Raw genomic sequence first — 26,949 nt, 5'->3', positions numbered from 1 at the left:
AGGAAATAGAACTATGACAAAACACATTCAATGGAACGGAACACTTTCACAAGAAGGCTATGACATTTTAAAAGGTGAGGGCGGATGTATCGTTTGCCCTACTAAAGTTGGTTACATTATCATGACCAGCGATAAGGCAGGACTTGAGCGTAAGTTCGCAGCCAAAGAGCGTAACCGTAACAAACCAGGTGTTGTTCTCTGCGGTAGCATGGATGAGCTTCGTGCTTTAGCACAACTTAACCCAGAAATTGAAGCCTTCTACCAAAAACATTGGGATGAAGATATTCTTCTTGGTTGTATCCTTCCTTGGAAACCAGAAGCTTTTGAAAAACTCAAAGCATACGGTGATGGTCGTGAAGAGCTGATGACTGACGTGCGTGGAACGAGCTGTTTTGTTATCAAATTTGGTAAAGCTGGTGAACAATTGGCTGCCAAACTTTGGGAAGAAGGCAAGATGGTTTATGCCTCATCAGCTAACCCATCTGGAAAAGGAAACCGTGGTAAAGTAGAAGGTATTGGAGAACGTATCGAAGGTGCAGTTGACCTTGTTATCGAGGCGGATGACTATGTGGCATCTATCCAGCCTGACAAAACGATTGAAACACGCTACGAGCAAGGTGTGATGGTGTCTATGGTTGATAAAGACGGCAAACTAATCCCAGAACAAGGAGGAGCACGTTCAACTTCACCAGCGCCAGTTGTAATCCGTAAAGGGCTTGACATTGATAAAATCATGATGCACCTGTCAGACACTTTTAACTCATGGGACTATCGTCAGGGCGAGTATTATTAGAATGTAGGAAGTGGGGAGAAAATAATCTCTCCTCTTTCTTTTATTATTTATACAATAAAAACCGAACAATATTTTTTAATTTATGAAATTATTTGACAAAAACTGTACTTTAGTTTATAATAAATTAAGGAAACGTCGGAAAAGGCGTAGTGATGCGAGAGCATAGGTAGGTCATTACAAAAGAAACGAGACATCGATATGTTAAATGAATTTCCAATTTTTGATTACGAAGATATTCAATTGATTCCAAATAAATGTGTCATTAAAAGCCGTGCAGAAGCGGATACAAGTGTCACTTTAGGAAAGCACACCTTTAAACTACCTGTTGTGCCAGCTAATATGCAGACGATTTTGGATGAAAATGTAGCAGAGCAACTGGCTAAAGGTGGTTACTTCTATATTATGCATCGTTTTGATGAAGCGGGGCGAATTCCTTTTATTAAACGCATGCACGATCAAGGGCTCATTGCTTCTATCTCTGTCGGTGTTAAGGACTACGAGTATGATTTCGTTAGCCAGCTCAAAGCTGACGCTCCAGAATACATCACGATTGACATTGCTCATGGTCATGCAGATAGCGTGATTTCTATGATTCAACACATTAAGAAAGAATTGCCAGATACTTTTGTTATTGCTGGAAATGTAGGAACACCAGAAGCTGTCCGTGAATTGGAAAATGCTGGTGCAGATGCGACTAAGGTCGGAATCGGTCCTGGTAAGGTTTGTATCACCAAGGTCAAGACTGGTTTTGGTACAGGTGGTTGGCAGTTGGCTGCTCTACGCTGGTGTGCTAAGGCTGCGCGTAAACCGATTATCGCTGATGGAGGAATTCGTACTCACGGTGATATTGCCAAGTCTATTCGCTTCGGTGCTAGCATGGTCATGATTGGTTCTCTCTTTGCAGGACATATTGAAAGTCCAGGGAAAACGATTGAAGTCGACGGTGAACAGTTCAAAGAATACTACGGTTCAGCTTCTCAATATCAAAAAGGTGCTTACAAAAATGTGGAAGGCAAACGTATCTTGCTTCCTGCTAAAGGTCATCTGCAAGACACTTTAACTGAGATGGAACAAGACCTTCAAAGTGCTATTTCTTATGCAGGTGGACGTCAGGTTGCTGACCTTAAACACGTTGATTATGTAATCGTGAAAAACTCTATCTGGAATGGGGATGCTTCCCACTAAGACGGGCTATTCTCACCAGAAAAAAACTTGTTATTAGAGCAAATTTCTGTTATAATAAAACAAGTTTCCACCCTTAGTGTAATGGATATCACGTAAGATTCCGGTTCTTGAGATGGGGGTTCGATTCCCTCAGGGTGGATGTAAACATCCTAAGAAAGCCTTTAGTAGGGCTTTTTTCTTTGTTCTGCTCCAAATTTGCTCCGAAAACTGAAAATATCTTTTTAAAGAATTCCCAAATGCTCTCCAGTCCCGTTTTAGAGTGACTCAGGGGGCTTTTTTTGATATAATAAAAAGGACTGTTATCAGTTAGAAAGAGGTTGGTATGAAAGAATTACAAACTGTACTAAAGAACCATTTTGCAATCGAATTTGCAGACAAAAACTTACTGGAAACTGCCTTTACTCATACGAGTTATGCCAATGAGCACCGCCTCTTAAAAATTTCACACAATGAACGCTTGGAATTTTTAGGAGACGCTGTTCTACAGTTATTGATTTCAGAATATCTGTATAAAAAATATCCTAAAAAGCCTGAAGGCGATTTGTCCAAACTCCGTGCTATGATTGTCCGTGAGGAGAGTTTGGCTGGTTTTGCGCGTGATTGCCAGTTTGATCAATTTATCAAGTTGGGTAAGGGGGAAGAAAAATCTGGTGGTCGCAATCGTGATACCATTCTTGGTGATGCCTTTGAAGCCTTTCTTGGTGCCCTCCTTTTGGACAAGGATGTGGCCAAGGTTAAGGAATTTATCTATCAAGTCATGATTCCGAAGGTTGAAGCAGGCGAATTTGAGATGATTACAGACTACAAAACGCATCTCCAAGAGTTACTTCAGGTCAATGGCGATGTGGCTATTCGTTATCAGGTGATTTCTGAAACGGGTCCTGCCCATGATAAGGTTTTTGATGTAGAAGTCCTGGTTGAAGGCAAGAGCATTGGTCAAGGTCAAGGTCGTTCTAAGAAACTAGCAGAGCAAGAAGCTGCCAAAAATGCCGTTGAGAAAGGGCTGGATTCATGTATTTAAAGGAAATCGAAATTCAGGGATTCAAGTCTTTTGCTGATAAGACTAAGGTCGTCTTTGACCAAGGAGTGACGGCAGTTGTTGGACCCAATGGATCTGGAAAGTCGAATATTACAGAAAGTCTGCGTTGGGCCTTGGGGGAGTCAAGTGTTAAGAGTCTCCGTGGCGGCAAGATGCCGGATGTCATTTTTGCCGGAACAGAAAGTCGCAAACCGCTCAATTATGCTTCTGTAGTTGTGACTCTGGATAATAATGATGGATTTATCAAGGATGCAGGTCAAGAAATCAGGGTAGAACGCCATATCTATCGTAGCGGAGATAGCGAATACAAGATTGACGGAAAGAAAGTCCGTCTGCGTGATATTCATGATCTTTTCTTGGATACAGGTTTGGGACGAGATTCCTTCTCTATTATTTCCCAAGGGAAGGTTGAGGAGATTTTCAACTCCAAGCCTGAGGAACGCCGAGCTATTTTTGAAGAAGCTGCTGGAGTTTTAAAATACAAGACTCGTCGAAAAGAAACTGAGAGTAAACTGCAACAAACTCAGGATAATCTGGATCGTCTGGAAGATATTATCTACGAGTTGGATAATCAAATCAAACCTCTTGAGAAGCAAGCTGAAAATGCTCGTAAGTTTCTAGACTTGGAAGGCCAACGTAAAGCTATTTACTTGGATGTTTTAGTTGCTCAAATCAAGGAAAATAAGGCTGAACTAGAGTTGACAGAAGAAGAGTTGGCTCAGGTTCAGGAACTCTTGACTAGCTACTACCAAAAGCGTGAAAAATTAGAAGAAGAAAACCAAACTCTTAAAAAGCAACGCCAAGATTTACAGGCTGAAATGGCCAAAGACCAAGGCAGTTTGATGGATTTGACCAGTCTGATTAGTGATTTAGAGAGAAAATTAGCCTTATCGAAATTAGAATCTGAGCAAGTAGCCCTGAATCAACAGGAAGCACAAGTCCGTTTGGCTACTTTGGAGGATAAGAGAAAGACTCTAAGTCAGGAAAAGGCTGAAAAAGAAAGCTCTTTAGCTCTCTTAGAAGAAAATCTAGTCCAAAATAATCAAAAACTCAATCGTTTAGAGGCTGAATTGCTGGCTTTTTCAGATGATCCTGATCAAATGATTGAGCTCTTACGCGAACGCTTTGTAGCTCTTTTACAAGAAGAAGCAGATGTCTCAAACCAGCTGACCCGTATCGAAAACGAGTTGGAAAATAGTCGTCAGCTTTCTCAAAAACAAGCAGATCAATTAGAAAAGCTGAAAGAACAGTTGGCTACAGCTAAAGAGAAGGCTAGTCAGCAAAAAGACGAGCTTGAAACTGCCAAGGAGCATGTTCAGAAATTATTGGCCGACTACCAAGCTATTGCCAAGGAGCAAGAGGAGCAGAAATCTTCCTATCAATCTCAACAAAGCCAACTCTTTGACCGTCTGGATAGTCTCAAAAACAAGCAGGCCAGAGCTCAAAGTTTGGAAAATATCCTGAGAAATCATAGTAACTTTTATGCAGGTGTTAAGAGTGTTCTCCAAGAAAAAGATCGCCTTGGTGGGATTATTGGTGCAGTCAGTGAGCACCTGACTTTTGATGTGCATTATCAAACTGCCCTGGAGATTGCCTTAGGGGCAAGTAGCCAGCATATCATCGTAGAAGATGAAGAGTCGGCAACTAAAGCTATTGATTTCCTTAAACGAAACAGAGCTGGTCGTGCGACCTTTCTTCCATTGACGACTATCAAGGCACGTACGATTTCTAGTCAGAATCAAGATGCTATCGCAGCAAGTCCAGGCTTCCTTGGCATGGCAGATGAGTTAGTGTCGTTTGATAAGAGACTAGAAGCCATTTTCAAAAACTTGCTAGCTACGACGGCTATCTTTGATACTGTAGAACATGCGCGTGCAGCTGCTCGACAAGTTCGTTATCAGGTTCGTATGGTGACACTGGATGGGACAGAGCTGCGCACGGGTGGTTCCTATGCAGGTGGAGCCAATCGTCAGAATAACAGTATTTTCATTAAGCCAGAACTGGAGCAATTACAAAAAGAAATTGCTGAAGAAGAAGCAAGTCTTCGTTCAGAAGAAGTGGCTTTGAAGACCTTGCAAGACCAGATGGCTAGATTGACCGAATCATTAGAAGCCATCAAATCTCAAGGAGAACAAGCACGTATCCAGGAGCAAGGCTTGTCTCTTGCTTATCAACAGACCAGTCAGCAAGTTGAAGAACTGGAAACTCTTTGGAAACTCCAAGAAGAGGAATTAAATCGTCTTTCTGAAGGAGATTGGCAAGCGGATAAGGAAAAATGTCAAGAGCGCCTTGCTAAAATCGCCAGTGACAAGCAAAATCTGGAAGCTGAGATTGAAGAGATTAAGTCTAATAAAAATGCCATCCAAGAACGCTATCAAAACTTGCAGGAAGAGGTAGCGCAAGCTCGCCTGCTTAAGACAGAACTGCAAGGACAAAAACGTTATGAAGTTGCTGATATTGAACGCTTAGGTAAGGAACTAAGTAATCTTGATCTTGAGCAAGAAGAAATCCAGCGCCTTCTTCAAGAAAAGGTTGATAATCTGGAGAAGGTTGATACAGAATTGCTCAGTCAACAGGCTGAAGAAGCCAAAATGCAGAAAACAAACCTCCAACAAGGTTTGATTCGTAAGCAGTTTGAATTAGATGATATTGAAGGGCAACTGGATGATATTGCTAGTCATTTGGATCAGGCCCGCCAGCAGAATGAAGAGTGGATTCGCAAGCAAACACGTGCTGAAGCTAAGAAAGAAAAGGTCAGCGAGCGCTTACGCCATTTACAAAGTCAATTAACAGACCAGTATCAGATTAGCTATACTGAAGCCCTAGAAAAGGCGCATGAGTTGGAAAATCTCAATCTGGCGGAGCAAGAGGTTAAGGACTTAGAGAAGGCTATTCGCTCACTAGGTCCTGTCAATATAGAAGCTATTGACCAGTACGAAGAAGTACACAACCGTCTGGACTTTCTAAATAGTCAGCGAGATGATATTTTATCAGCGAAAAGTCTGCTTCTTGAAACCATCACAGAGATGAATGATGAGGTCAAGGAACGATTTAAATCCACCTTTGAAGCTATTCGTGAGTCCTTTAAAGTGACATTCAAGCAGATGTTTGGTGGAGGTCAGGCGGACTTGATATTGACTGAGGGCGACCTTTTAACAGCTGGTGTGGAGATTTCTGTTCAACCTCCAGGTAAGAAAATCCAGTCGCTTAACCTCATGAGTGGTGGTGAAAAAGCTCTGTCAGCTCTAGCTTTGCTTTTCTCCATTATTCGTGTCAAGACCATTCCATTTGTTATCTTGGATGAGGTAGAGGCTGCACTTGACGAAGCCAATGTTAAACGTTTCGGGGATTACCTCAATCGATTTGATAAGGACAGCCAGTTTATCGTCGTAACCCACCGTAAGGGAACCATGGCGGCAGCCGATTCTATCTATGGAGTGACCATGCAAGAGTCAGGTGTCTCAAAAATTGTTTCGGTTAAGTTAAAAGATTTAGAAAGTATTGAAGGATGACAATTAAACTAGTAGCAACGGATATGGACGGAACCTTCCTAGATGAGAATGGACGCTTTGATATGGACCGCCTCAAGTCTCTCTTGGTTTCCTACAAGGAAAAAGGGATTTACTTTGCGGTGGCTTCGGGGCGCGGATTTTTATCTCTAGAAAAATTATTTGCTGATGTTCGTGATGACATTATTTTTATCGCAGAAAATGGCAGTTTGGTCGAATATCAAGGTCAGGACTTGTATGAAGCGACCATGTCTCGTGAGTTTTATCTATCAACTTTTGAAAGGCTGAAAACTTCACCTTATGTAGATATCAATAAACTGCTCTTGACAGGAAAAAAGGGAGCTTATGTTCTAGATACGGTTGATGAGACCTATTTAAAAGTGAGTCAGCACTATAATGAAAATATCCAAAAAGTAGCGAGTCTGGAAGATATTAAAGATGACATTTTCAAATTTACAACCAACTTCACAGAAGAAACGCTGGAAGCTGGTGAAGCTTGGGTAAACGAACATGTTCCTGGTGTTAAGGCCATGACAACTGGCTTTGAATCCATTGATATTGTTCTGGACTATGTCGATAAGGGTGTGGCCATTGTTGAATTAGCTAAAAAACTTGGTATCACAATGGATCAGGTTATGGCTTTTGGAGACAATCTAAATGACTTGCATATGATACAGGTTGTGGGACATCCTGTAGCTCCTGAAAATGCACGACCTGAAATTTTAGAATTAGCAGAGACAGTGATTGGTCACCATAAGGACCAGTCGGTTATAGCTTATATGGAGGGCTTATAATGGCAGATATAAAATTGATTGCATTGGACTTGGACGGGACCTTGCTGACTACTGATAAAAGGCTGACGGATCGTACCAAGGCAACCTTGAAAGCTGCGCGTGATCGTGGTATTAAGGTCGTATTGACAACTGGTCGTCCCTTAAAAGCTATGGATTTCTTTCTCCATGAGCTAGGGACTGACGGCCAGGAAGATGAGTATACTATTACTTTTAATGGTGGTTTGCTTCAGAAAAATACAGGAGAAATCCTTGATAAAACAGTCTTTTCATATGATGATGTGGCACGTTTGTATGAAGAAACAGAGAAATTATCACTGCCTCTTGATGCCATCTCAGAAGGAACTGTTTATCAAATTCAATCCGACCAAGAAAGTCTTTATGCCAAATTTAATCCAGCATTGACCTTTGTTCCAGTGGACTTTGCAGACTTATCTAGTCAAATGACTTATAATAAATGCGTGACCGCCTTTGCTCAAGAACCCTTGGATGCAGCTATTCAGAAGATTTCTCCAGGATTGTTTGACCAATATGAAATCTTTAAATCACGTGAAATGTTGCTAGAGTGGTCGCCAAAGAATGTTCATAAAGCAACAGGATTGTCAAAACTAATCAGCCATCTTGGAATCGATCAAAGCCAAGTCATGGCTTGTGGTGACGAGGCCAATGACCTTTCTATGATTGAATGGGCAGGTCTTGGTGTTGCGATGCAAAACGCTGTTCCTGAAGTCAAGGCAGTCGCAAATGTAGTGACGCCAATGACCAATGATGAGGAAGCTGTCGCCTGGGCTATCGAAGAATATGTGCTAAAGGAGAACTAAGATATGGGATTATTTGACCGTCTATTCGGAAAAAAAGAAGAACCTAAAATCGAAGAAGTTGTAAAAGAAGCTCTGGAAAATCTTGATTTGTCTGAAGATAATGAGCCTGCCTTAACAGAAGCTGAGGAAGTTTCTCAAGAAGAAGCAGAGGTTGAAATTGTTGAACAAGCTTTGCTCGAAGAAGAGGAAATCCAAAAAACTGTTGAAGAAAATTATGATTCAGAACCAACTGTAGAAGTTCCTCAAGAAGAAGTCGAAGAATTGCCAAACTTAGAAGAAGTCTCAGAGGAAGAGAATACTGAGCTCCTAGAGCCTGTAGAAGAAAATAGTTCTGAAGTTCTTGAACCAGAAATGACTCAAGCAGAAGAAACTGTTCAGGAAAAATATGACCGTAGTCTTAAAAAGACTCGTACAGGCTTTGGTGCTCGCTTGAATGCTTTCTTTGCTAATTTCCGTTCTGTTGACGAAGAATTTTTCGAGGAACTGGAAGAACTGCTCATCATGAGTGACGTTGGTGTCCAGGTGGCTTCTAACTTAACAGAGGAGTTACGTTACGAAGCCAAGCTTGAAAACGCTAAGAAACCCGACGCACTACGTCGTGTCATCATTGAGAAATTGGTTGAGCTTTATGAAAAGGATGGCAACTATGATGAAAGTATCCACTTCCAAGATGGCTTGACAGTCATGCTCTTTGTCGGTGTTAATGGTGTCGGGAAAACAACTTCTATCGGGAAACTAGCCCACCGCTACAAACAAGCTGGTAAGAAGGTCATGCTGGTTGCGGCAGATACCTTCCGTGCAGGGGCGGTAGCCCAGCTAGCTGAATGGGGTCGACGAGTAGATGTTCCAGTAGTGACTGGACCTGAGAAAGCTGACCCAGCCAGTGTAGTCTTTGATGGAATGGAACGTGCCGTAGCTGAAGGTATCGATATTCTTATGATTGATACCGCTGGTCGTCTGCAAAACAAGGACAACCTCATGGCTGAGTTGGAGAAGATTGGTCGTATTATCAAACGTGTTGTGCCCGAAGCTCCGCATGAAACCTTCTTGGCACTTGATGCATCAACAGGTCAAAACGCTCTTGTACAGGCCAAAGAATTTTCGAAAATCACTCCTTTAACGGGAATTGTCTTGACTAAGATTGACGGAACTGCTCGAGGTGGTGTTGTTCTAGCCATCCGAGAAGAACTCAATATTCCTGTAAAATTGATTGGATTTGGTGAAAAAATCGATGATATTGGAGAGTTTAACTCAGAAAACTTTATGAAGGGTCTCTTGGAAGGCTTAATCTAATCAGAAGCAAAAATCCTGCAAGGTACAAACTTGCAGGAAATTTTTTTATTCTAAACGACCATCTTGACGATAGGTGATATCTGGTTGCCAAGTCCATTTGGCACCGAATTTTTCAAGTAAGTCAAAGCTTGCTTGAGGGCCCATGCTTCCAGCTTTATAGTCATGAAGTGGGGCACCATTTTCAGCCCAGAGCTCTTCGATACGGTCAATCAATTTCCATGATGCGCCAACTTCATCCCAGTGGCTAAAGTTAGTTGAGTTGTTATTTAAGACATCATAAATCAATTTCTCGTATGGTTCTGGAGAAGCACCAGTTGCGGTCGCATCTGTGCGGTAATCAAGTGAGTTAGGAGCTAAGTTGAATTCTTCTCCTACTTGTTTCCCATTTAGGCTAAGAGAGAAGCCTTCTGTTGGTTGGATATAGATGGTCAAAATATTTGGAGCAAGTGGTTCTCCAAAGATAGAATCCATTTGTTTAAAGACGATGTTGACATGAGTTCCTTTTTCAGTCAGACGTTTACCAGTACGGAAGAAGAAAGGAACACCACGGAAGCGATCGCTGTCTACAAAGAAGGCACCAGATGCAAAGGTTTCAGTTGTAGATTCTGGATTCACATTTGGCTCACTACGATAAGAGATATATTTCATGCCATCAATCTTACCTGAACGGTATTGACCACGGATAAAGTGTTCTTTAAGCTCTTCATCCGTTGGATGATAGAGGTTTTTAAAGACCTTAATCTTTTCGGCACGAATCTCGTCTTTTGTGAAGCTTGCTGGTTTGTCCATAGCAAGGAGAGAAAGAAGTTGTAGTGTATGGTTTTGTACCATGTCACGGAGTGCACCAGATTGGTCATAGTAGCCACCACGTTCTTCTACACCCAAGCGCTCCGCAAAGGTAATTTGAACATTGTCGATAAAGTCCTTGTTCCACACATTTTCAAAAATCAAGTTTGCAAAGCGAACTGCAAAGATACTTTGGATCATTTCCTTACCAAGATAATGGTCAATACGGAAAATTTGTTCCTCGTCAAATGTTGCTAGGAGCTCGTCATTCAACTTGCTTGCAGTTGCGTAATCTGTACCAAATGGCTTCTCAACGATTAAGCGTTCAAAACCTTTACCATCCACAATGTTTTCAGACTTGAGGTGTTTGGCGATAGTTCCAAAGAACTGAGGTGCCATAGACAAGAAGAAGAGCTTGTTGTGTTCAGCTTGGTATTTGTCATTTAGTTCAGCCTGCAATTGACGTAAAGCAATGTAGTGCTCTGTATCATTGACATCATGACTTTGATAGTAGAAGTGGCTAGCGAACTCTTGAGCCTGTTCGGTACTATCTGCCAAATCAAGGATCGATTCGACTACAACAGATTCAAAATATTCCTTGCTCCAAGGACGACGAGCAGTTCCAATGACTGCAAAGTGCTCGGAAAGATTGCCGGATTTATATAGTCTAAAAAGGGAAGGGTAGAGCTTGCGTTTAGCCAGGTCTCCACTCGCACCGAAAATTGTAACAATAACCTTAGATGACATCTAGCTACCTAATTTCTATTTTTATTCCTAGTCTTGCTAGGTATGAGGAAACCTCATTTCATAAACTTAATTCTAACATAATTTTCCGAAAAATCAAAAAATCCAATACGAGATAGAAAAAAACTGCAAGGAAATCCTTACAGTTTGCGTTTAGACGTTTAAGACCTTGTCCAAGAATTCTTTCAGACGTGGGTGTTGTGGGTTGTCAAAGATTTGATCTGGTGTTCCGTCCTCTAGGAATTCACCGTCTGCAGTAAAGATAACGCGGTTGGCAACCTGACGGGCAAATCCCATCTCATGGGTTACGATAATCATGGTCATACCTTGCTCAGCCAATTCCTTCATAACGTTTAGTACGTCTCCGACCATCTCAGGGTCAAGGGCAGAAGTTGGTTCATCAAAGAGCATGATGTCTGGATTCATTGCTAGTCCACGAGCGATAGCCACACGTTGTTTTTGACCACCTGATAGGCTATCTGGGTTAGCATTAGCTTTATCTGCTAGCCCAACCTTCTCAAGCAACTCCATTCCCAATTTCTCAGCTTCTTCTTTAGTCATTAACTTGTGCTCAATAGGAGCAAAGGTAATGTTGTCCAATACAGACATATGAGGGAAGAGGTTAAAGTGTTGGAACACCATTCCGATATTTTCACGGACGTGGTCAACGTTAGTTGTTTTTTCAGTTAAGTCATAACCGTTCACAGTGATGTGACCACTAGTGACTTCTTCTAGAAGATTAAGGCTACGGAGGAAGGTTGACTTACCAGAACCCGAAGGGCCGATGATACAAACAACATCTCCTTCATAGAACTTAGTTGTAATTCCTTTTAAAACCTCATTTTTTCCATAATACTTATGTAAATCATTTACATCAATTTTTAATTTTGCCATTAACGAATCCTCTTTTCTAAGCGTTTCGCTAGTCTAGTCAAAAGTGTGATAATTACAAGATAGAAGATAGCAAGGATTGCATACATCTTGAAACTTTGGTAGTTACGGGCAATGATAATCTTACCAGTTTGGAAGAGTTCAACCAAACCGATAGCAGATACGATGGTTGTATCTTTAAGAGCGATAACGAATTGGTTAACAAAGTTTGGCAACATCAATTTAGTTGCTTGTGGCAAGATAATCTTACGCATGGTTTTTCCATAAGAGATACCTAAGCTTCGGCTGGCTTCCATTTGACCAACTGGAACGGCCTGAATACCACCACGAACGATTTCAGCGATATAAGCAGCCGCATTGAGTGAGAGGGCAATAGTCCCAGCTACAAAGTCGTTAATTGGACTTTGTTGGCCTGTGATAGACTCGATGAAGTTTGGAATTCCCCAGAAGATAAAGGCTGCAAGAATCATCAATGGAATACCACGAATAACGTCAACGAAAATCTCAGAAATCACACGAAGAGATTTGTATGGGCTAACGCTAAACATACCGAAGATAATCCCGATAACAATGGCAATAGCAAATGAGATAAGAGCTAGAGCAAGAGTGATACCAAGCCCGCTAAGGAGTTGTTTATAGTTGTTTTGAAGCAAGCCCCAGATAGTTGTCTCATCAACAGTGCTTGTTGAAGCAGTTGAAGACTCACTAGCTAGGTATTTATCAAGAATCTTTTGGAATTCTCCGTTTGCTTTAAGGTTTGCAAGTCCGTTATTGAACATTTCAATCAATTCTGGATTTGCTCCTTTTTTAACGGCAAAGGCTGTTTCACCGATTGGAGTTCCAGCGATTGGAGTTTTCAATTTTTGACCTTGGCTGATAGAATATTTGAGAACAGGCTCATCATCCATAACGGCATCAATGGCACCAGTGTTTAAACTATCATACATTGACGAACCATCAGCGAAGGTTTTGATTTTGTAACCGTATTTGCTTTGATTTTCTGTTAGGAAGGTTTGAGAAGCAGTTCCATTTTTAACACCGACTGTCTTCCCTTTCAAATCTTCATAAGAAGCAATAGTGCTTGATTCTTTGACACCAAGGATAGTATTAGCAGTGTAGTAGGATTCTGAGAAGTCAAAAGTTGCCTTACGAGCATCTGTGACAGACATACCAGCAATGATACCATCTGCTTGACCAGCTTGAACAGCGCTAATCGCTGCATCGAAACCTGGGTTGGTGATTTCAATTTCAAAACCTTGGTCTTTAGCGATGGCCTTAATCAAGTCCATATCAATACCAGTAAATTGGTTGCTTGAGTTTTGGAACACAAAAGGTGCAAAAGAAGAATCGCTGGCAATGATGTATTTAGCTTTAACAGGAGTTGCTTTCAGACCAGCTGTAGTAGTTGTAGTTGGTACTGACGAAGAAGACGAAGCAGTCCATTTCTTGATGATTTTATCAAGACTACCATCTTTTTTCATTTCAGCCAAGGCTTGGTTAAATTCAGTAACCAGGTGCTCGTATTTGCTTCCTTTTTTCACACCGAAAGCAAAACTCCCTACAGCTTCACCATCCATTTCAATATGGAGGTCTTGACCTTGGTTGATGGCATATTCGATAACAGGCTTGTCATCCATCATGGCATCAATGGCACCAGCACTCAAGCTGTTGTTCATCAAATCACTAGTGTCAAATGTTTTAATAGTAAAGCCGTATTTATCTTTGATTGTTTCAAGGAAACGTTGAGCGGCAGTTCCGTTTTTAACACCAACAGTTTTACCAGTTAATTGATCGTACTTGCTAATTTTGTGTGCCTTTGTAGTTGCAATGACAACTTTTGTATCATAGTAAGTATCAGACATGGTGAAGACTTTTTCACGTTCTTTCGTCTTTGTCATCCCTGCCATGATAGCGTCAGCTTGACCAGCTTGAACCGCATTTACCGCTGCATCAAATCCAGGATAGGACATCTGAATATTCCATCCTTTAATCTCAGCGACTTTGTTGATAATGTCCACATCAATTCCTTTATAAGTTTGATCTGAATCTTTAAACTCAAAAGGTGCATAGGCGGTATCAGACACAATCTTAATCGTCTCTGCTTTCGCAATACCTAATGAGAAAATTGGGAATAAAATTAGCAAAAATGCTAGAAATTTTTTCTTCATTTTTAGTCTCCTTTTCCGAATATTTTCCCATTATATCAGAAAAAACAAAAAAATGCAAATCTAGGGACTTTTATGTTAGAAGATATAACATAAAAGCTCTTTATTTCTTTCTTGAACTGCTACCACAAAGTGCTATAATAACAGTATATAATGGAAGAAAAGAGGACGGAGATGTGAAGAACAAAAGAATTTTTAAAGACTTCCAAGCTTCTCAAATGCGGTTAAACCTCTACACAAGCCCCTTGTTAGCCTTTGCTTTTGTCTTTATAGGAGAGTTTGTGGCTTATACTTTATATGGTATTAGTTTGTTAGCTCTCATCGGACTTGCTAGAAATTTTGGAGAGGCTGGTCAAGCTTTTGCAATCTACTTGCAGACCTTGCAGCAGAGCTTGATGGATAAAACAGGTGATTTTCGTTTAATTTTAGAATTGCTGGCCTTTGGTTTTATTCTCAACACTGTGTTCAGATGGACTAGAAAAGTTGAGAAAAGACCTATTCGAACTTTGGGATTTTATAGAGAGAATTTCCTCAGCAATCTCTTTAAAGGATTTGGCCTAGGCCTGGCACTTTTTCTTCTGACCTTGTTAGGTTTAGTGGCCTTGGGGCAATATCGTTTTGAGTCTATTCACTTAAATCCTTATTCGCTTGCCTTTGTTGTCTTTACTATTCCATTTTGGATTTTACAGGGGACAGCAGAAGAAGTGGTGTCCCGTGCTTGGCTCCTTCCCCAATTGGCCTCAAGAACTAATCTAAAACTTGCTGTTCTTATATCTAGCCTATTCTTTACCCTGCTTCATGTGGGAAATTCTGGTCTCACACCTCTATCTCTAATGAATCTCTTCTTATTCGGAGTTGCCATGGCTCTTTACCTTCTCAAAACTGATACAGTTTGGAGTGTGGCAGGTATTCATGGTGCTTGGAATTTTGCTCAAGGAAATCTCTTTGGGATTTTAGTTAGTGGTCAGCAGTCAGGAACATCGCTGATGACCTTTTTACCACAAGGTAATCAAGATTGGCTATCAGGTGGTTCTTTTGGCATAGAAGGTTCTATCATGACAAGTCTGGTCTTGCTACTGCTGATTGTCTATCTAGCCTATCAATTAAAGAAAGAAAATGAAAGGATGTGACTTCGGTCCGTCCTTTTCTTCGTGAAAATGATACAAGTATGCTAAAATAGGAATAGCACATGGAGAGAGGATTCTTATGATCAATCGTATTACAGATAATCAATTTAAACTAGTATCAAAATATCAACCATCAGGAGATCAACCCCAAGCTATCGAGCAATTGGTAGATAATATCGAGGGTGGAGAAAAAGCTCAGATTCTGATGGGGGCGACCGGAACAGGAAAGACCTATACCATGAGTCAGGTTATTTCCAAAGTCAATAAACCAACTCTGGTCATCGCCCACAATAAAACTCTAGCAGGACAGCTCTATGGGGAGTTTAAGGAATTTTTCCCTGAAAATGCAGTTGAGTACTTTGTGTCTTACTATGATTATTACCAACCTGAGGCCTATGTCCCTTCTAGTGATACCTATATTGAAAAAGATAGTTCTGTCAATGACGAGATTGACAAACTTCGTCACTCAGCTACTTCGGCCCTTTTGGAGCGCAATGATGTTATTGTCGTGGCCTCAGTCTCTTGTATCTATGGTTTGGGTTCGCCCAAGGAATACGCTGATAGTGTCGTTAGTCTCCGTCCAGGTCTTGAAATTTCTCGTGATAAACTTTTGAATGACTTGGTTGATATCCAGTTTGAACGTAATGATATTGATTTCCAACGGGGAAGATTTCGTGTGCGTGGGGATGTGGTGGAGATTTTCCCAGCATCTCGTGATGAACACGCCTTTCGAGTAGAATTTTTTGGAGACGAAATTGACCGTATCCGTGAGGTTGAGGCTCTGACAGGTCAGGTCTTGGGAGAAGTGGATCATTTGGCGATTTTCCCTGCGACTCACTTTGTGACCAATGACGACCACATGGAAGTTGCCATTGCAAAGATTCAAGCCGAGTTGGAGGAGCAACTAGCTGTCTTTGAAAAGGAAGGTAAATTGCTTGAAGCCCAGCGCTTGAAACAACGGACAGAGTACGATATCGAAATGCTGCGTGAGATGGGCTATACCAACGGGGTTGAGAACTATTCACGTCACATGGATGGACGGAGTGAGGGTGAGCCTCCTTATACCCTTCTCGACTTCTTCCCAGATGATTTCTTAATTATGATTGATGAGAGCCACATGACAATGGGGCAAATCAAAGGCATGTACAATGGGGACCGTTCGCGTAAGGAAATGCTGGTTAATTATGGTTTCCGTTTGCCATCAGCTTTGGACAATCGACCTCTCCGTCGTGAAGAGTTTGAAAGCCATGTGCATCAGATTGTTTACGTTTCAGCGACACCTGGTGACTATGAAAATGAACAGACCGAGACAGTGATTGAGCAAATCATTCGACCAACAGGTCTTTTGGATCCTGAGGTGGAAGTTCGTCCGACTATGGGACAGATTGATGACCTCTTAGGTGAAATCAATGCCCGTGTTGAGAAAAATGAGCGTACCTTTATCACAACCTTGACCAAGAAAATGGCAGAGGACTTAACCGACTACTTCAAGGAAATGGGCATCAAGGTCAAGTACATGCACTCGGATATCAAGACCTTGGAGCGGACGGAGATAATTCGTGACCTGCGCTTGGGTGTCTTTGATGTCTTGGTCGGAATCAACCTGCTCCGTGAAGGGATTGACGTTCCCGAAGTGAGTCTCGTAGCCATTCTTGATGCTGACAAGGAAGGTTTCCTTCGTAATGAACGTGGTCTTATCCAGACAATTGGTCGTGCTGCTCGTAACAGTGAAGGGCATGTCATCATGTATGCGGACACTGTGACTCAGTCTATGCAACGTGCCATTGATGAAACGGCTCGCCGTCGGAAAATCCAGATGGCCTATAATGAAGAACATGGTATCGTTCCACAAACTATTAAGAAAGAAATCCGTGACCTAATTGCAGTAACTAAGGCAGTTGCTAAGGAAGAGGACAAGGAAGTCGATATCAATAGCCTAAACAAACAAGAACGCAAAGAACTCGTCAAGAAACTAGAAAAACAAATGCAAGAAGCTGTCGAAGTGCTTGACTTTGAACTAGCAGCACAGATTCGTGATATGATGCTGGAAGTTAAGGCGTTGGATTAGAATATTACCTAAAGGAGAAAATATGTCCCGTTCCCAATTAACGATTTTAACAAATATTTGTTTGATTGAAGATCTCGAAACCCAGCGCGTGGTTATGCAGTATCGCGCTCCTGAAACCAATCGCTGGTCTGGTTATGCCTTTCCAGGAGGTCATGTAGAAAATGGTGAGGCTTTTGCGGAGTCTGTCATTCGTGAAATCTACGAAGAAACAGGGTTGACTATCCAAAATCCTCAACTTGTCGGCATTAAAAATTGGCCTCTGGATACAGGCGGGCGCTATATCGTCTTTTGTTATAAGGCGACTGAGTTCTCTGGTACCCTTCGCTCTTCAGATGAAGGAGAAGTTTCTTGGGTGCAAAAAGACCAGATTCCAAACTTGGATCTGGCCTATGATATGTTACCATTGATGGAGATGATGGAAGCTCCTGACAAATCTGAATTTTTCTACCGCCACCGTACAGAAGATGGCTGGGCGAAGAAAATCTTCTAGTCTTTTACTAAATAACCTAGCTGTTCTAAGGCCTCCTCGATATAGTGGAGGTCTTGTTGTGTTTCGTATCTAATAGTAATAGGAGATTAGTAAAAACATGTGTACTCTGAAATAAATTTAAAATATTTCTAAAAAAGTATTGACAAAACAAAAGAAAACGCTTACTATATAAATAAGGGAACGGTTCCACAATAAAAAGGAGGAGTGATGACTACAATAAAACAGGTTGCTGAAGAAGCTGGAGTATCAAAGTCAACAGTTTCAAGATATATTTCGAAAAAAGGCTATGTCGGAGATGATGCGAGAGAAAAGATAAAAAATGCTATCAAGAAATTAAATTACACACCAAATGTATTAGCACAATCTTTAAAAACTAAAAAAAATCAAATGGTAGGACTCTTATTGCCAGATATTTCTAATCCGTTCTTCCCAAGATTGGTTCGAGGAGCCGAATCATATTTGAAAGATAAAGGTTATAGGATTATGGTTGGTACTATTTCAGATCATGATTCGTTAGAAGAATATATAAACCTTTTGTTAAAAACAAATGCAGCTGGTATTATAACAACCCTTGACTTTACAAAGGAATTTCCAAATCTAACATTACCTGTTGTTGTGGTTGACCGGATTAGTAAAGATACAGGCTATGGTGTTTTTTCTGATAATCAGTTGGGTGGACGTTTGGCTGCTAAAGCAATTTGGAATGCTGGCGCTGAGCAGGTTATGATCATCAAAGTTTTAGATGATAAAGCTGAGAATATTGTGGAACGATTTGAAGCAAGTTTAAACTATTTGAGGAATAAAAATTTAGAAATTTGTATTGAAGAAAGTGAAACTTTTGACTTTGAAAAAATTCAAAAAGAAGCTAAAGAGAATCTAAAAAGAAATCCAAATATTGATAGTATTATAGCACCTTCTGATATTCATGCGATAGCTTATATTCATGAAATTTTAGCAATTGGGAAAAAAATTCCAGATGATATTCAAATCATTGGTTATGATGATATTGTACTTAGTCAATTTATTTATCCTTCTTTATCAACTATCCACCAATCATCATATAAAATGGGAGAACAGGCTGCAAAGCTAATCTATAATATGGCAAATAAGTTCTCTATAGATGAAGCTAAAATTAAACTCCCTGTTAGGTACATAGAAAGAAATACATTAAGGAGAAAGAAATGAGTAAAATTGTTGTTGTTGGAAGCATTTCAATGGACTTAGTTATGAGAACAAAAAGGATTCCAGAAGGAGGTGAAACGATTTTTGGCGATTCATTTAATATAGTTCCAGGTGGAAAAGGTGCAAATCAAGCTGTAGCTATTGGTAGATTATCCAGTGTTGAAGATAATATTTACATATTTGGGAACGTAGGAGAAGATATTTTTTCAGCAGATTTATTAAGTAATCTGCAAAATAATGATATTTCTACAGCATATGTGGGAACGGTACCACAGTCTTCAGGAGTTGCACAAATTACTTTATATGGAGGTGATAATAGGATTATTTATTATCCCGGAGCTAATAATTTAGTTAAAACAAATGATTGGAAAAATGAGTGGAAATTACTTAGTGATGCAAGTATTGTTGTATTACAGAATGAAATACCACATGAAGCCAACTTATCTATAGCTAAATTTTGCCAAGAAAATCAAGTTAAGGTTCTTTACAATCCTGCACCAGCTAGAGAAACAGACAAAGAGATGATTCCTTTTTGTGATTTTATTACTCCTAACGAGCACGAATGTTCAGAGCTTTTTCCAGATAAGAAATTAGAAGAAATTATTAAAATTTATCCTAATAAAATGATTGTGACATTAGGAGTTGAAGGTTCTATTTATTATGATGGGACAGCAGTTAAGAAAATTCCTGCTATAAAAGCAGAAGTAGTTGATACTACAGGAGCAGGAGATACGTTTAATGGTGCTTTTGCTTATGCTATCTCAAAAGGAAAAGAGATGGATGTTGCATTGTCCTTTGCAACGATTGCTTCACATCTTTCTGTTCAAAGATTTGGAGCGCAAGGAGGTATGCCGAGTTTGAAAGAAATAAAGGAGCATTCAGGATATGAAGAAATATGGGATTTTAAATAGTAATATAGCTAAACTAGCTGATGATTTAGGTCATATGGATTTGGTTTGTATCGGAGATTTAGGATTGCCAGTTCCAAAAGGTGTTGATAAAATTGATTTAGCATTAAGAAAAGGTAGTCCAAGTTTTTTAGAAGTTTTAAAAGAATATTCAGATCATGTACTTATCGAAAAAATTTTCTTAGCAGAAGAAATTAAGGAAAAAAACAAAGAACAGTGGCAAGCAGTTCTAGATCTTTTAGGATCGAATATAATTATTGAATATATTAGTCATGAAGAATTGAAAGCTATGAATACTAAAGTTAAGGCAGTTATTCGCACTGGGGAAGATACACCATATTCGAATATAATCTTGCAATCAGGAGTTATTATTTAGAAGGGGGTTGCCTATGAAAATTGAAATGAAGAACATTTCAAAATCTTTTGGGAATAATCGTGTTTTAGAAAGTATTGATTTGGTTCTTAATTCAGGAGAAGTTCATGCTTTAATGGGGGAGAATGGCGCAGGCAAATCAACCTTAATGAATATTTTAACTGGACTTTTTCCAGCTACTTCAGGAACTATTTTTATTGATGGAAAAGAAAAAACATTTTCTAATCCTCAAGAGGCAGAACGGTTTGGACTGAGTTTTATTCATCAGGAAATGAATACTTGGCCAGATATGACTGTACTTGATAATCTTTTTTTAGGAAGAGAAATTAAAAATTCGATTGGGTTTCTAGATAAAGTTAGTATGGAAAGGAAAGCTAAAGAAGCATTTAAACGTCTTAATATCTCTATTCCTCTCGATGCAATCATTGGTCAATTATCAGTCGGACAACAACAAATGATAGAAATAGCAAAATGTTTATTATCAGAAGTTTCCTTGTTAATTATGGATGAACCCACAGCAGCTTTAACTGATCGTGAAACTGAAACACTTTTTAAAGTGATAGAAGGATTAAAATCTGATGGTGTAGGTATTGTGTATATTTCACATCGGATGGAAGAAATCTTTAAGATCACAGATCTTATAACTGTTATGAGGGATGGGTTTGTAATTGATACCAAGAAAACGAAGTTAACTAATGCAGATGAATTAGTTCAGAAGATGGTAGGCCGTGAATTAGAAGATTATTATCCAGAAAAAAAGGCTGAGATTGGGAATATTGTTTTTCAAGCTAAGAATCTTTCTGGTGATGCTTTTACGGATATTTCTTTCTATGTACGTCAAGGGGAAATTCTTGGTTTTTCTGGTTTGATGGGTGCTGGTCGTACTGAAATAATGCGAGCAATTTTTGGAATTGATTCTTTAAAATCTGGTCAAATTATAATAAACGGAGAACAACTGATAATTAAAAATCCTTTTGAAGCAATTAAGCATGGAATTGGTTTCTTAACAGAAGATCGTAAAGATGAGGGATTGATTTTAGATTTTTCTATTAAAGATAATATGACTTTACCTAGTACTCGTGATTTTGTTAAAAATGGCATTTTCGATAATAAAACAAGTGGTATATTTGTACAACACTTAATTGATAGGTTACAAATTAAATCAGGTTATCCAGATAAGGAAGTTGGGACACTTTCTGGTGGTAATCAACAGAAAGTAGTTTTAGCAAAATGGATAGGTATTGCACCAAAAGTACTGATTTTAGATGAGCCAACTCGTGGGGTAGATGTTGGAGCTAAGCGTGAAATTTACCAATTAATGAATGAATTAGCTGAACGAGGTGTACCGATTATTATGGTCTCTTCAGATTTACCAGAAGTGATTGGAGTCAGTGATCGCATTATGGTCATGCATGAAGGTAGAATTAGTGGGGAATTAACACGTCGAGAAGCTACACAAGAAAAAGTTATGCAACTAGCTACAGGAGGACAATAGTGTGAAAAATACTATGAAGTACATGTCAGAATTGACAACGGTAATAGCATTGATAATTTTAATGGCTGTCATCACTATTATCAATTCAAATTTTTTAACAGCAAATAATCTGTTAAATTTACTATTGCAAGTAACATCAAATGCACTGATTGCTTTTGGAATGACTTTTGTTATTCTAACAGGTGGAATCGATTTATCAGTAGGATCAATTTTAGCCTTATCCAGCGCGCTAACAGCAGGTTTATTAGGATCTGGAATGCCTGTTACGTTAGCAATTCTCATCTCTTTAATTTTGGGTTGCATTCTAGGTATGATGAATGGGTTATTGATTTCCTACGGGAAATTAGCTCCATTTATCGTCACTTTAGCGACTATGACTATTTTTAGGGGAGCAACACTTGTTTATACAAATGGGAATCCTATTACAAAAGGATTAAGTGATACATTCTTATTTCAATTTTTGGGGCAAGGTTACATAGTAGGAATTCCATTTCCTGTAATTATTATGTTTATTGTATTTATTGTTTTATATGTTTTACTTCATAAAACAGCATTTGGTAAATCTGTATATGCTATAGGGGGGAATGAAAAAGCAGCATATATATCAGGTGTGAAATTAAATAAAGTGAAAATTATCATTTATTCAATATCAGGTATTATGGCTTCAATTTCTGGATTAATTATAACATCACGCTTAAGTTCTGCTCAACCAACAGCAGGTGCTAGTTATGAAATGGATGCTATTGCAGCTGTTGTTCTTGGAGGAACCTCTTTATCTGGAGGTAAAGGTCGTATACTTGGGACTCTAATAGGTGCTTTAATTATTGGAGTTTTGAATAATGGACTTAATATTATTGGTGTTTCAGCATTTTGGCAACAAGTAGTAAAAGGAGTTGTAATCTTAATTGCTGTTCTGATTGATCGTTTTAAAGTTGTAAAACAGTAGAATAATTTTCAATTTTTTTGGAAATAGTAACAATTTATTAGATGACGTACAATAATCGGGATTGAAACTATCCCTATAGATATATATTACGAGGAGTAATAACATGAAAAATATTAAAAAAATTAGCATTTTTGCTTTGTTTGTAACATTTATTTTTGCTTTAGTAGCTTGTGGAAAAACTGGTTTAGGAAATTCATCAAATGATAATAAATCTACGACTCAAAAGTCGGCAAAAGAATTAAAATTAGGAGTTTCTATTTCTACTACTAACAATCCTTATTTTGTGGCTATGAAAGATGGCCTTGAAAAAGCTGCAGGGGAAAAAGAAGTAACTTTGAAGATAGCAGATGCACAAGATGATGCTGCTAGACAAGCAGATGATATTCAAAATTTTATTAGTCAAAATGTAGATGCTTTACTAATTAATCCAGTTGATTCTGATGCAATTGTTACATCTATTAAAGCTGCTAATAATGCAAACATTCCGGTAATCTTAATTGACCGCGGTAGTAATGGTGGTGAAGTCTTGACAACTGTTGCTTCTGATAACGTAGAAGCAGGTAAAATGGCTGCAGAATTTATTACCAAGCAATTGGGAGAAAAAGCAAAAACTTTTGAATTATCAGGAGTCCCTGGCGCTTCTGCAACTGTAGATAGAGGTAAAGGATTTGAACAAATTTCAAAGACAAATTTAGATGTTCTTTCTAGTCAATCCGCTAATTTTGATCGCGCAAAAGCTTTGAATACAGCGCAAAATATGATTCAAGGAAACAAAGAAGTACAAGCAATCTTTGCACAGAATGATGAGATGGCGTTAGGAGCTGCACAAGCAGTAAAAGCAGCTGGTCTTAGCAATGTATTAATTGTTGGTATTGATGGTCAACCAGATGCACATGATGCTATTGCAAAAGGTGATATTACTGCCACTATTGCTCAGCAACCAGCTAAGATGGGTGAAATTGCTATTCAATCAGCAATAGATCATTATCAAGGGAAAAAAATGGAAAAAGAAACAGTTTCTCCAATTTATCTTGTGACTAAGGATAATGTTGATCAACATAACTGGTGATATATTTTTAGTAAGCAAGTAGTTGTTAATTTTCATTCAATGTGGTTTTTAAATATCATTGTTACTATTTGAACTATTGGATTCAAAAAGACCAGATTCCAAGCTTGGATCTGGCCTATGATATGCTACCTTTGATGGAGATGATGGAAGCTCCTGACAAGTCAGAGTTTTTCTACCGCCACAGTACAGAAGACGATTGGGAAAAGAAAATTTTCTAGTCTTTTACTAAATAACCGAGTTGATCCAAGGCCTCCTCGATATAGTGGAGGTCTTGTTGTGTTTCGGCTTCAACTAGGTGGTAATGGATACCATCTGTCAATTCAGATAAAGGTTTAAAATCAGAATGCTCGACTTGTTCTAGAAAATGTTGCACATCTCTGCGACAAGACAGTTTAAGCAAGGTTTCAATTTCTCCATAGACGGGATGGTCAATCAAGGTATTTTGAACACGTCCACCATTATCAACGATAGCAAGGAGTTCTTGACCGATTTCTTCAACTTCATGTTTCACTTTGAAAAGTTTGTGAACATAAGGATTGGTTTCAATTTGCTTATAGACGTAGCCACGATTAGTGGATAGGATAGGAGCGCCATCGGCTCTCAAAATTGCAATGTCCTGCACAATGACCTGACGTGTGACATGAAAATGTTCCGCCAAACTTTGGCCATTAAGGGCTTTAGGAGCTTCTTTCAAGAGTTGGAGCAGAGCCTGTTTGCGTTCTTTTGTCATAGTTCTTCCTTTTAACGGCGTTTTCGAAGCACTTTATAGACAGCTAGTGCTAATGTATAGTCTACCATACTATGGATAATTGTACCAAATCCAACTAGCACAAATAGAACATAAAACATATTTTCTACATTGGTACCGGAAGTTGCATAAAAAACGACACAAGCTAATACTTCAGCAAGGGCATGGACAAGCGCTAATACAAAGTTATAAATCCAGGAAGCTTTTGGTTTATCTAGTGTATCGGGGAATTTTTGTAGGTAAAGAGCTCCTAGAGTCCCAAAAAAGATATGGGAAAAAGCTCGAAATACGATAACCATGGGATAGCCAGCCATCAAAAATCCAAAACTAGAGGCTAGGATGACAAAAACAGCCATCAAGGGCGATAAGAACATGGCAATAAAAATAGCGATGTGGCTTCCTAAAGTATAGGAAGCAGGTGGAATGACGATTTTGAAAGGCATAACAATTGGAATCAAAATCGCAATAGCCGTTAAGAGGGCAGTCATTGTCATAAATTGTGTCTTTTTCCGTGTGTTCATAAGAATCTCCTTTTAACTGTATATACACTAGTATAGTATTATAAACAAGACAATAAAGCAAGGATTTACTTAGGTTTATAAGTCATTTTTTAATTAAAGACTCGTAAACATTTCACTAAAAACACAAACTACATCAAACAAAATCTCCACCTTCAAGCATGAAAGCGGAGATTGTTTTTATTTCTTCAAGGTTTGTAGTCTTGGAACAATAGCTAGGGTTAGAACTGCGGAAATGACTAATTCGGCAATCGAATTTGTTGAGATAACAGTTGCTAGGAGTTTTTGGATATTACCATCAAAGACATTTCCAAAAAGGTAAAATATTCCACCAAGTACAAAGACTGTATTGGTAAGTGAACCCAGGGCACCAGCTAGAATCAGACCAGTCTTGTTTTTCATTAGTTTATAGACTAGATAAGGAGTTAAACCAATCAAAATACGTGGGACAATTGCAATGATAGCTGAGTAGATGTTTCCGTTTGGTACAAATGGGGAGAAGAGGTAACTTGTCGGTAGAATTGTAATCGTGTTAACAGTTAAGCTAAGTAGCCCCATCAAAAATCCAAGTGTAACCCCAACGCGTGGACCGTAGATAATGCTGGCAATAATGACAGGAATATGAACGATAGTCGGTTTGATTGGGAATGGAAAAAGATTAAAGATAAGCGAGCTCAGAAAGTGTATCACGAGCATGGTTGCAAAAAAGATAGCAATAGGTGCAATATTAGAGCGTTTTTTCATCGAGAGTTTCCTTTATTCTTTCTAAAATAATTGTGAGGTCGGCTAAAGCTCCTCGTCCGTGGTCTCCACAAGCTAATAGGGATTCCTTAGGAGCAATCAGCTGATAGCCGTAGCTTTCTAATGTTTTCAGATTAGCCTGAGTTGCCGGATGGTCATACATTTTTGTATTCATTGCTGGTGCGATGAGTTTTGGGATATGACTTGGCAGGGCTAGAGCTGTACTGGTTACCATGTTGTCCGCAAAGCCGTGGGCTAGTTTTGCAATAGTGTTAGCAGTTGCAGGTACCACGATAAATAGATCAGTTTCTTTTCCAAGTTCGATATGATTAACCTGTTCAGGATAGGGCTCCTTCATGACATCCAGGTGGACAGGATTCTGTGAGAGTACCTCTAGTGTCAATGGTTGGATAAACTCTGTAGCAGCCTGAGTCATTAAAACAGTAACTTGATGGCCTTGTTTTTTTAGAGAACTGACTAAATCTGCCGACTTGTAAGAGGCGATTGAGCCCGTTACAGCCAAGAGAATGTTTGCCATAGCTTTCCTTTCTATGAATGATAGGCTTGAATCTTTTCAAGGAGGAGTTCTGCAATTTCTTCTTTAGTCTGGACTGTTTGAAGCTGATCTTTTTCAACAAAGATTGCACGATGCTGGTTTGCTGAGATTTGAGTCAGGTCATTTGCAATGATTAAGTTTGCTTGGTTCTTGATAAGACTTTTTCTGGCAATCTCGACGAGATAATCCTCAGAGACATCAACCAGCAGTTTGAAACCAATCAGATGAATAGCAGGATTCCACTCCTTGACTAGAGAGATAATTTTGGGTGTCTTTTTTAGGAACAAAACCTGAACCTCGTCAGTTGAAGAAATCTTAGCTTGATGATTTTGCTTGTTTAAAAATTCTTCTAGATTGGAGCTATCCTGAACTTCCTCAAGGCCTGTCATATAAACAGGAGTGTAGTCGGATACCGCCATTGAGTGAATCAAGACCTGATAATCCTTAATACGTTCTTGCATTTCCAGAAGAAGGTCCTTGGTATTGTTAATTTCTCGAATGCATAGGTTGGGATGGGGTTCTGGCTTCACGGCTCGTTTTGTAGTAATTAAACAAACTTCATGCCCTGCAGCAAGCAAGGTTTCTGTGATGATTTTGCCCAAGCGACCTGTAGAATGGTTAGTGATAGAGCGGACGCTATCGATAGCTTCACTGGTACCGCCCGATGTAACTAAAATTTTCATAGCACTATTGTACACAAAAATAAACGGT

The 26,949-nt window shown here is 39.3% G+C and carries 25 protein-coding genes, 1 tRNA gene and 1 pseudogene; 18 read left to right on the top strand and 9 right to left on the bottom strand.

The window, feature by feature from the left end; genetic code table 11:
* Nucleotides 1-13 precede the first annotated feature (13 nt).
* The 8 genes from JQ843_RS01850 to ftsY all read left to right on the top strand — a co-directional run bounded on the left by JQ843_RS01850 (nt 14) and on the right by ftsY (nt 9,431).
* A complete protein-coding gene (locus tag JQ843_RS01850) occupies nt 14-793 on the top strand; it encodes an L-threonylcarbamoyladenylate synthase (RefSeq protein WP_000160498.1) in 780 nt (259 codons plus the stop codon).
* A gap of 198 nt (nt 794-991) precedes the next feature.
* Nucleotides 992-1,978, top strand: coding sequence for a GMP reductase (locus JQ843_RS01845; RefSeq protein WP_049546505.1), 987 nt, complete (start codon nt 992-994; stop codon nt 1,976-1,978).
* 67 nt (nt 1,979-2,045) lie between these two features.
* Nucleotides 2,046-2,117, top strand: a tRNA-Arg gene (locus JQ843_RS01840).
* A gap of 183 nt (nt 2,118-2,300) precedes the next feature.
* Nucleotides 2,301-2,999 carry a ribonuclease III gene (gene rnc, locus JQ843_RS01835; protein ID WP_000661487.1) on the top strand — a complete coding sequence of 233 codons (699 nt, stop codon included), beginning with the start codon at nt 2,301-2,303 and terminating at the stop codon, nt 2,997-2,999.
* Nucleotides 2,990-6,529, top strand: coding sequence for a chromosome segregation protein SMC (gene smc, locus JQ843_RS01830; protein WP_203212754.1), 3,540 nt, complete (start codon nt 2,990-2,992; stop codon nt 6,527-6,529). Before rnc ends, smc begins: the two co-directional genes overlap by 10 nt.
* A complete protein-coding gene (locus JQ843_RS01825) occupies nt 6,526-7,320 on the top strand; it encodes a Cof-type HAD-IIB family hydrolase (RefSeq protein WP_203212753.1) in 795 nt (264 codons plus the stop codon). The genes smc and JQ843_RS01825 overlap by 4 nt, the downstream gene beginning before the upstream one ends.
* Complete coding sequence (locus tag JQ843_RS01820) at nt 7,320-8,138, top strand: Cof-type HAD-IIB family hydrolase (RefSeq protein ID WP_203212752.1); 819 nt, start codon at nt 7,320-7,322, stop codon at nt 8,136-8,138. The genes JQ843_RS01825 and JQ843_RS01820 overlap by 1 nt, the downstream gene beginning before the upstream one ends.
* A 3-nt stretch (nt 8,139-8,141) precedes the next feature.
* Nucleotides 8,142-9,431, top strand: coding sequence for a signal recognition particle-docking protein FtsY (gene ftsY / locus JQ843_RS01815; RefSeq protein WP_203212751.1), 1,290 nt, complete (start codon nt 8,142-8,144; stop codon nt 9,429-9,431).
* Between the two features lie 45 nt (nt 9,432-9,476).
* On the opposite strand, the gene zwf is transcribed toward ftsY, so the two are convergent.
* The 3 genes from zwf to JQ843_RS01800 form a co-directional block, all read right to left on the bottom strand.
* Complete coding sequence (zwf, locus tag JQ843_RS01810) at nt 9,477-10,964, bottom strand: glucose-6-phosphate dehydrogenase (protein WP_004254180.1); 1,488 nt, start codon at nt 10,962-10,964, stop codon at nt 9,477-9,479.
* 150 nt (nt 10,965-11,114) lie between these two features.
* Entirely contained in the window at nt 11,115-11,855 is a 741-nt protein-coding gene (locus JQ843_RS01805) for an amino acid ABC transporter ATP-binding protein (protein ID WP_124787698.1), read from the bottom strand.
* A complete protein-coding gene (locus tag JQ843_RS01800; RefSeq protein ID WP_203212750.1) occupies nt 11,855-14,020 on the bottom strand; it encodes an ABC transporter substrate-binding protein/permease in 2,166 nt (721 codons plus the stop codon). Before JQ843_RS01800 ends, JQ843_RS01805 begins: the two co-directional genes overlap by 1 nt.
* Before the next feature lie 173 nt (nt 14,021-14,193).
* On the opposite strand from JQ843_RS01800, the gene JQ843_RS01795 reads away from it, so the two are divergent.
* The 3 genes from JQ843_RS01795 (at nt 14,194) to JQ843_RS01785 (ending at nt 17,702) form a co-directional block, all read left to right on the top strand.
* Nucleotides 14,194-15,147 carry a CPBP family intramembrane glutamic endopeptidase gene (locus JQ843_RS01795; protein ID WP_203212749.1) on the top strand — a complete coding sequence of 318 codons (954 nt, stop codon included), beginning with the start codon at nt 14,194-14,196 and terminating at the stop codon, nt 15,145-15,147.
* A 76-nt stretch (nt 15,148-15,223) separates the two neighbouring features.
* The gene (uvrB, locus tag JQ843_RS01790) at nt 15,224-17,212 is read left to right on the top strand and encodes an excinuclease ABC subunit UvrB (RefSeq protein ID WP_049544180.1); all 1,989 of its coding nucleotides are present in this window, start codon (nt 15,224-15,226) and stop codon (nt 17,210-17,212) included.
* A 22-nt stretch (nt 17,213-17,234) separates the two neighbouring features.
* Nucleotides 17,235-17,702, top strand: a complete 468-nt coding sequence (locus JQ843_RS01785) for an 8-oxo-dGTP diphosphatase (protein WP_203212748.1) — start codon at nt 17,235-17,237, stop codon at nt 17,700-17,702.
* Here the strand turns inward: JQ843_RS01785 and JQ843_RS01780 are convergent.
* A pseudogene (locus tag JQ843_RS01780) lies at nt 17,699-17,776 on the bottom strand (DNA-binding transcriptional regulator); the annotation flags it as partial. The gene JQ843_RS01785 and the pseudogene JQ843_RS01780 overlap by 4 nt on opposite strands.
* 133 nt (nt 17,777-17,909) lie before the next feature.
* Here JQ843_RS01780 and JQ843_RS01775 point away from each other — a divergent pair.
* The 7 genes from JQ843_RS01775 (at nt 17,910) to JQ843_RS01745 (ending at nt 23,893) form a co-directional block, all read left to right on the top strand.
* Nucleotides 17,910-18,887 carry a LacI family DNA-binding transcriptional regulator gene (locus tag JQ843_RS01775; RefSeq protein ID WP_000207598.1) on the top strand — a complete coding sequence of 326 codons (978 nt, stop codon included), beginning with the start codon at nt 17,910-17,912 and terminating at the stop codon, nt 18,885-18,887.
* Entirely contained in the window at nt 18,884-19,795 is a 912-nt protein-coding gene (gene rbsK, locus JQ843_RS01770) for a ribokinase (protein ID WP_203212747.1), read from the top strand. Before JQ843_RS01775 ends, rbsK begins: the two co-directional genes overlap by 4 nt.
* Nucleotides 19,770-20,168 carry a D-ribose pyranase gene (rbsD, locus tag JQ843_RS01765; protein ID WP_000759835.1) on the top strand — a complete coding sequence of 133 codons (399 nt, stop codon included), beginning with the start codon at nt 19,770-19,772 and terminating at the stop codon, nt 20,166-20,168. The genes rbsK and rbsD overlap by 26 nt, the downstream gene beginning before the upstream one ends.
* A gap of 13 nt (nt 20,169-20,181) precedes the next feature.
* Complete coding sequence (locus JQ843_RS01760) at nt 20,182-21,660, top strand: sugar ABC transporter ATP-binding protein (protein WP_203212746.1); 1,479 nt, start codon at nt 20,182-20,184, stop codon at nt 21,658-21,660.
* A gap of 1 nt (nt 21,661) precedes the next feature.
* Entirely contained in the window at nt 21,662-22,606 is a 945-nt protein-coding gene (locus JQ843_RS01755) for an ABC transporter permease subunit (RefSeq protein ID WP_004248623.1), read from the top strand.
* Between the two features lie 103 nt (nt 22,607-22,709).
* On the top strand, nt 22,710-23,675 hold the full coding sequence (locus tag JQ843_RS01750; RefSeq protein WP_203212745.1) for a substrate-binding domain-containing protein: 966 nt from the start codon (nt 22,710-22,712) through the stop codon (nt 23,673-23,675).
* Nucleotides 23,676-23,743: 68 nt separating this feature from the next.
* Entirely contained in the window at nt 23,744-23,893 is a 150-nt protein-coding gene (locus JQ843_RS01745) for an NUDIX hydrolase (RefSeq protein ID WP_203212744.1), read from the top strand.
* Here the strand turns inward: JQ843_RS01745 and JQ843_RS01740 are convergent.
* The 5 genes from JQ843_RS01740 to coaB form a co-directional block, all read right to left on the bottom strand.
* Entirely contained in the window at nt 23,890-24,405 is a 516-nt protein-coding gene (locus JQ843_RS01740; RefSeq protein WP_203212743.1) for a transcription repressor NadR, read from the bottom strand. The two genes, JQ843_RS01745 and JQ843_RS01740, sit on opposite strands and share 4 nt — an antisense overlap.
* 11 nt (nt 24,406-24,416) lie before the next feature.
* A complete protein-coding gene (locus JQ843_RS01735; RefSeq protein WP_203212742.1) occupies nt 24,417-24,944 on the bottom strand; it encodes an ECF transporter S component in 528 nt (175 codons plus the stop codon).
* Nucleotides 24,945-25,121: 177 nt separating this feature from the next.
* Complete coding sequence (locus tag JQ843_RS01730) at nt 25,122-25,685, bottom strand: ECF transporter S component (protein WP_000747412.1); 564 nt, start codon at nt 25,683-25,685, stop codon at nt 25,122-25,124.
* A complete protein-coding gene (gene coaC, locus JQ843_RS01725) occupies nt 25,669-26,220 on the bottom strand; it encodes a phosphopantothenoylcysteine decarboxylase (RefSeq protein ID WP_203212741.1) in 552 nt (183 codons plus the stop codon). Before coaC ends, JQ843_RS01730 begins: the two co-directional genes overlap by 17 nt.
* An 11-nt stretch (nt 26,221-26,231) precedes the next feature.
* Nucleotides 26,232-26,921 (bottom strand): phosphopantothenate--cysteine ligase, encoded by a 690-nt coding sequence (gene coaB, locus JQ843_RS01720; protein WP_203212740.1) that lies wholly within the window; start codon nt 26,919-26,921, stop codon nt 26,232-26,234.
* Nucleotides 26,922-26,949: the final 28 nt, after the last annotated feature.

The sequence above is a fragment of the Streptococcus mitis genome (assembly GCF_905187495.1).
Classification (GTDB): Bacteria; Bacillota; Bacilli; order Lactobacillales; family Streptococcaceae; genus Streptococcus; species Streptococcus mitis_CU.
This window is presented reverse-complemented; position numbering and strand designations above follow the sequence as displayed.

Bases quoted from the DNA above. Each gene is read 5' to 3' on its own strand.
- JQ843_RS01850 (WP_000160498.1), top strand. From the start codon at position 14: ATGACAAAACACATTCAATGGAACGGAACACTTTCACAAGAAGGCTAT.
- JQ843_RS01845 (WP_049546505.1), top strand. From the start codon at position 992: ATGTTAAATGAATTTCCAATTTTTGATTACGAAGATATTCAATTGATT.
- rnc (WP_000661487.1), top strand. From the start codon at position 2,301: ATGAAAGAATTACAAACTGTACTAAAGAACCATTTTGCAATCGAATTT.
- smc (WP_203212754.1), top strand. From the start codon at position 2,990: ATGTATTTAAAGGAAATCGAAATTCAGGGATTCAAGTCTTTTGCTGAT.
- JQ843_RS01825 (WP_203212753.1), top strand. From the start codon at position 6,526: ATGACAATTAAACTAGTAGCAACGGATATGGACGGAACCTTCCTAGAT.
- JQ843_RS01820 (WP_203212752.1), top strand. From the start codon at position 7,320: ATGGCAGATATAAAATTGATTGCATTGGACTTGGACGGGACCTTGCTG.
- ftsY (WP_203212751.1), top strand. From the start codon at position 8,142: ATGGGATTATTTGACCGTCTATTCGGAAAAAAAGAAGAACCTAAAATC.
- zwf (WP_004254180.1), bottom strand. From the start codon at position 10,964: ATGTCATCTAAGGTTATTGTTACAATTTTCGGTGCGAGTGGAGACCTG.
- JQ843_RS01805 (WP_124787698.1), bottom strand. From the start codon at position 11,855: ATGGCAAAATTAAAAATTGATGTAAATGATTTACATAAGTATTATGGA.
- JQ843_RS01800 (WP_203212750.1), bottom strand. From the start codon at position 14,020: ATGAAGAAAAAATTTCTAGCATTTTTGCTAATTTTATTCCCAATTTTC.
- uvrB (WP_049544180.1), top strand. From the start codon at position 15,224: ATGATCAATCGTATTACAGATAATCAATTTAAACTAGTATCAAAATAT.
- JQ843_RS01785 (WP_203212748.1), top strand. From the start codon at position 17,235: ATGTCCCGTTCCCAATTAACGATTTTAACAAATATTTGTTTGATTGAA.
- JQ843_RS01775 (WP_000207598.1), top strand. From the start codon at position 17,910: ATGACTACAATAAAACAGGTTGCTGAAGAAGCTGGAGTATCAAAGTCA.
- rbsK (WP_203212747.1), top strand. From the start codon at position 18,884: ATGAGTAAAATTGTTGTTGTTGGAAGCATTTCAATGGACTTAGTTATG.
- rbsD (WP_000759835.1), top strand. From the start codon at position 19,770: ATGAAGAAATATGGGATTTTAAATAGTAATATAGCTAAACTAGCTGAT.
- JQ843_RS01760 (WP_203212746.1), top strand. From the start codon at position 20,182: ATGAAAATTGAAATGAAGAACATTTCAAAATCTTTTGGGAATAATCGT.
- JQ843_RS01750 (WP_203212745.1), top strand. From the start codon at position 22,710: ATGAAAAATATTAAAAAAATTAGCATTTTTGCTTTGTTTGTAACATTT.
- JQ843_RS01740 (WP_203212743.1), bottom strand. From the start codon at position 24,405: ATGACAAAAGAACGCAAACAGGCTCTGCTCCAACTCTTGAAAGAAGCT.
- JQ843_RS01735 (WP_203212742.1), bottom strand. From the start codon at position 24,944: ATGAACACACGGAAAAAGACACAATTTATGACAATGACTGCCCTCTTA.
- JQ843_RS01730 (WP_000747412.1), bottom strand. From the start codon at position 25,685: ATGAAAAAACGCTCTAATATTGCACCTATTGCTATCTTTTTTGCAACC.
- coaC (WP_203212741.1), bottom strand. From the start codon at position 26,220: ATGGCAAACATTCTCTTGGCTGTAACGGGCTCAATCGCCTCTTACAAG.
- coaB (WP_203212740.1), bottom strand. From the start codon at position 26,921: ATGAAAATTTTAGTTACATCGGGCGGTACCAGTGAAGCTATCGATAGC.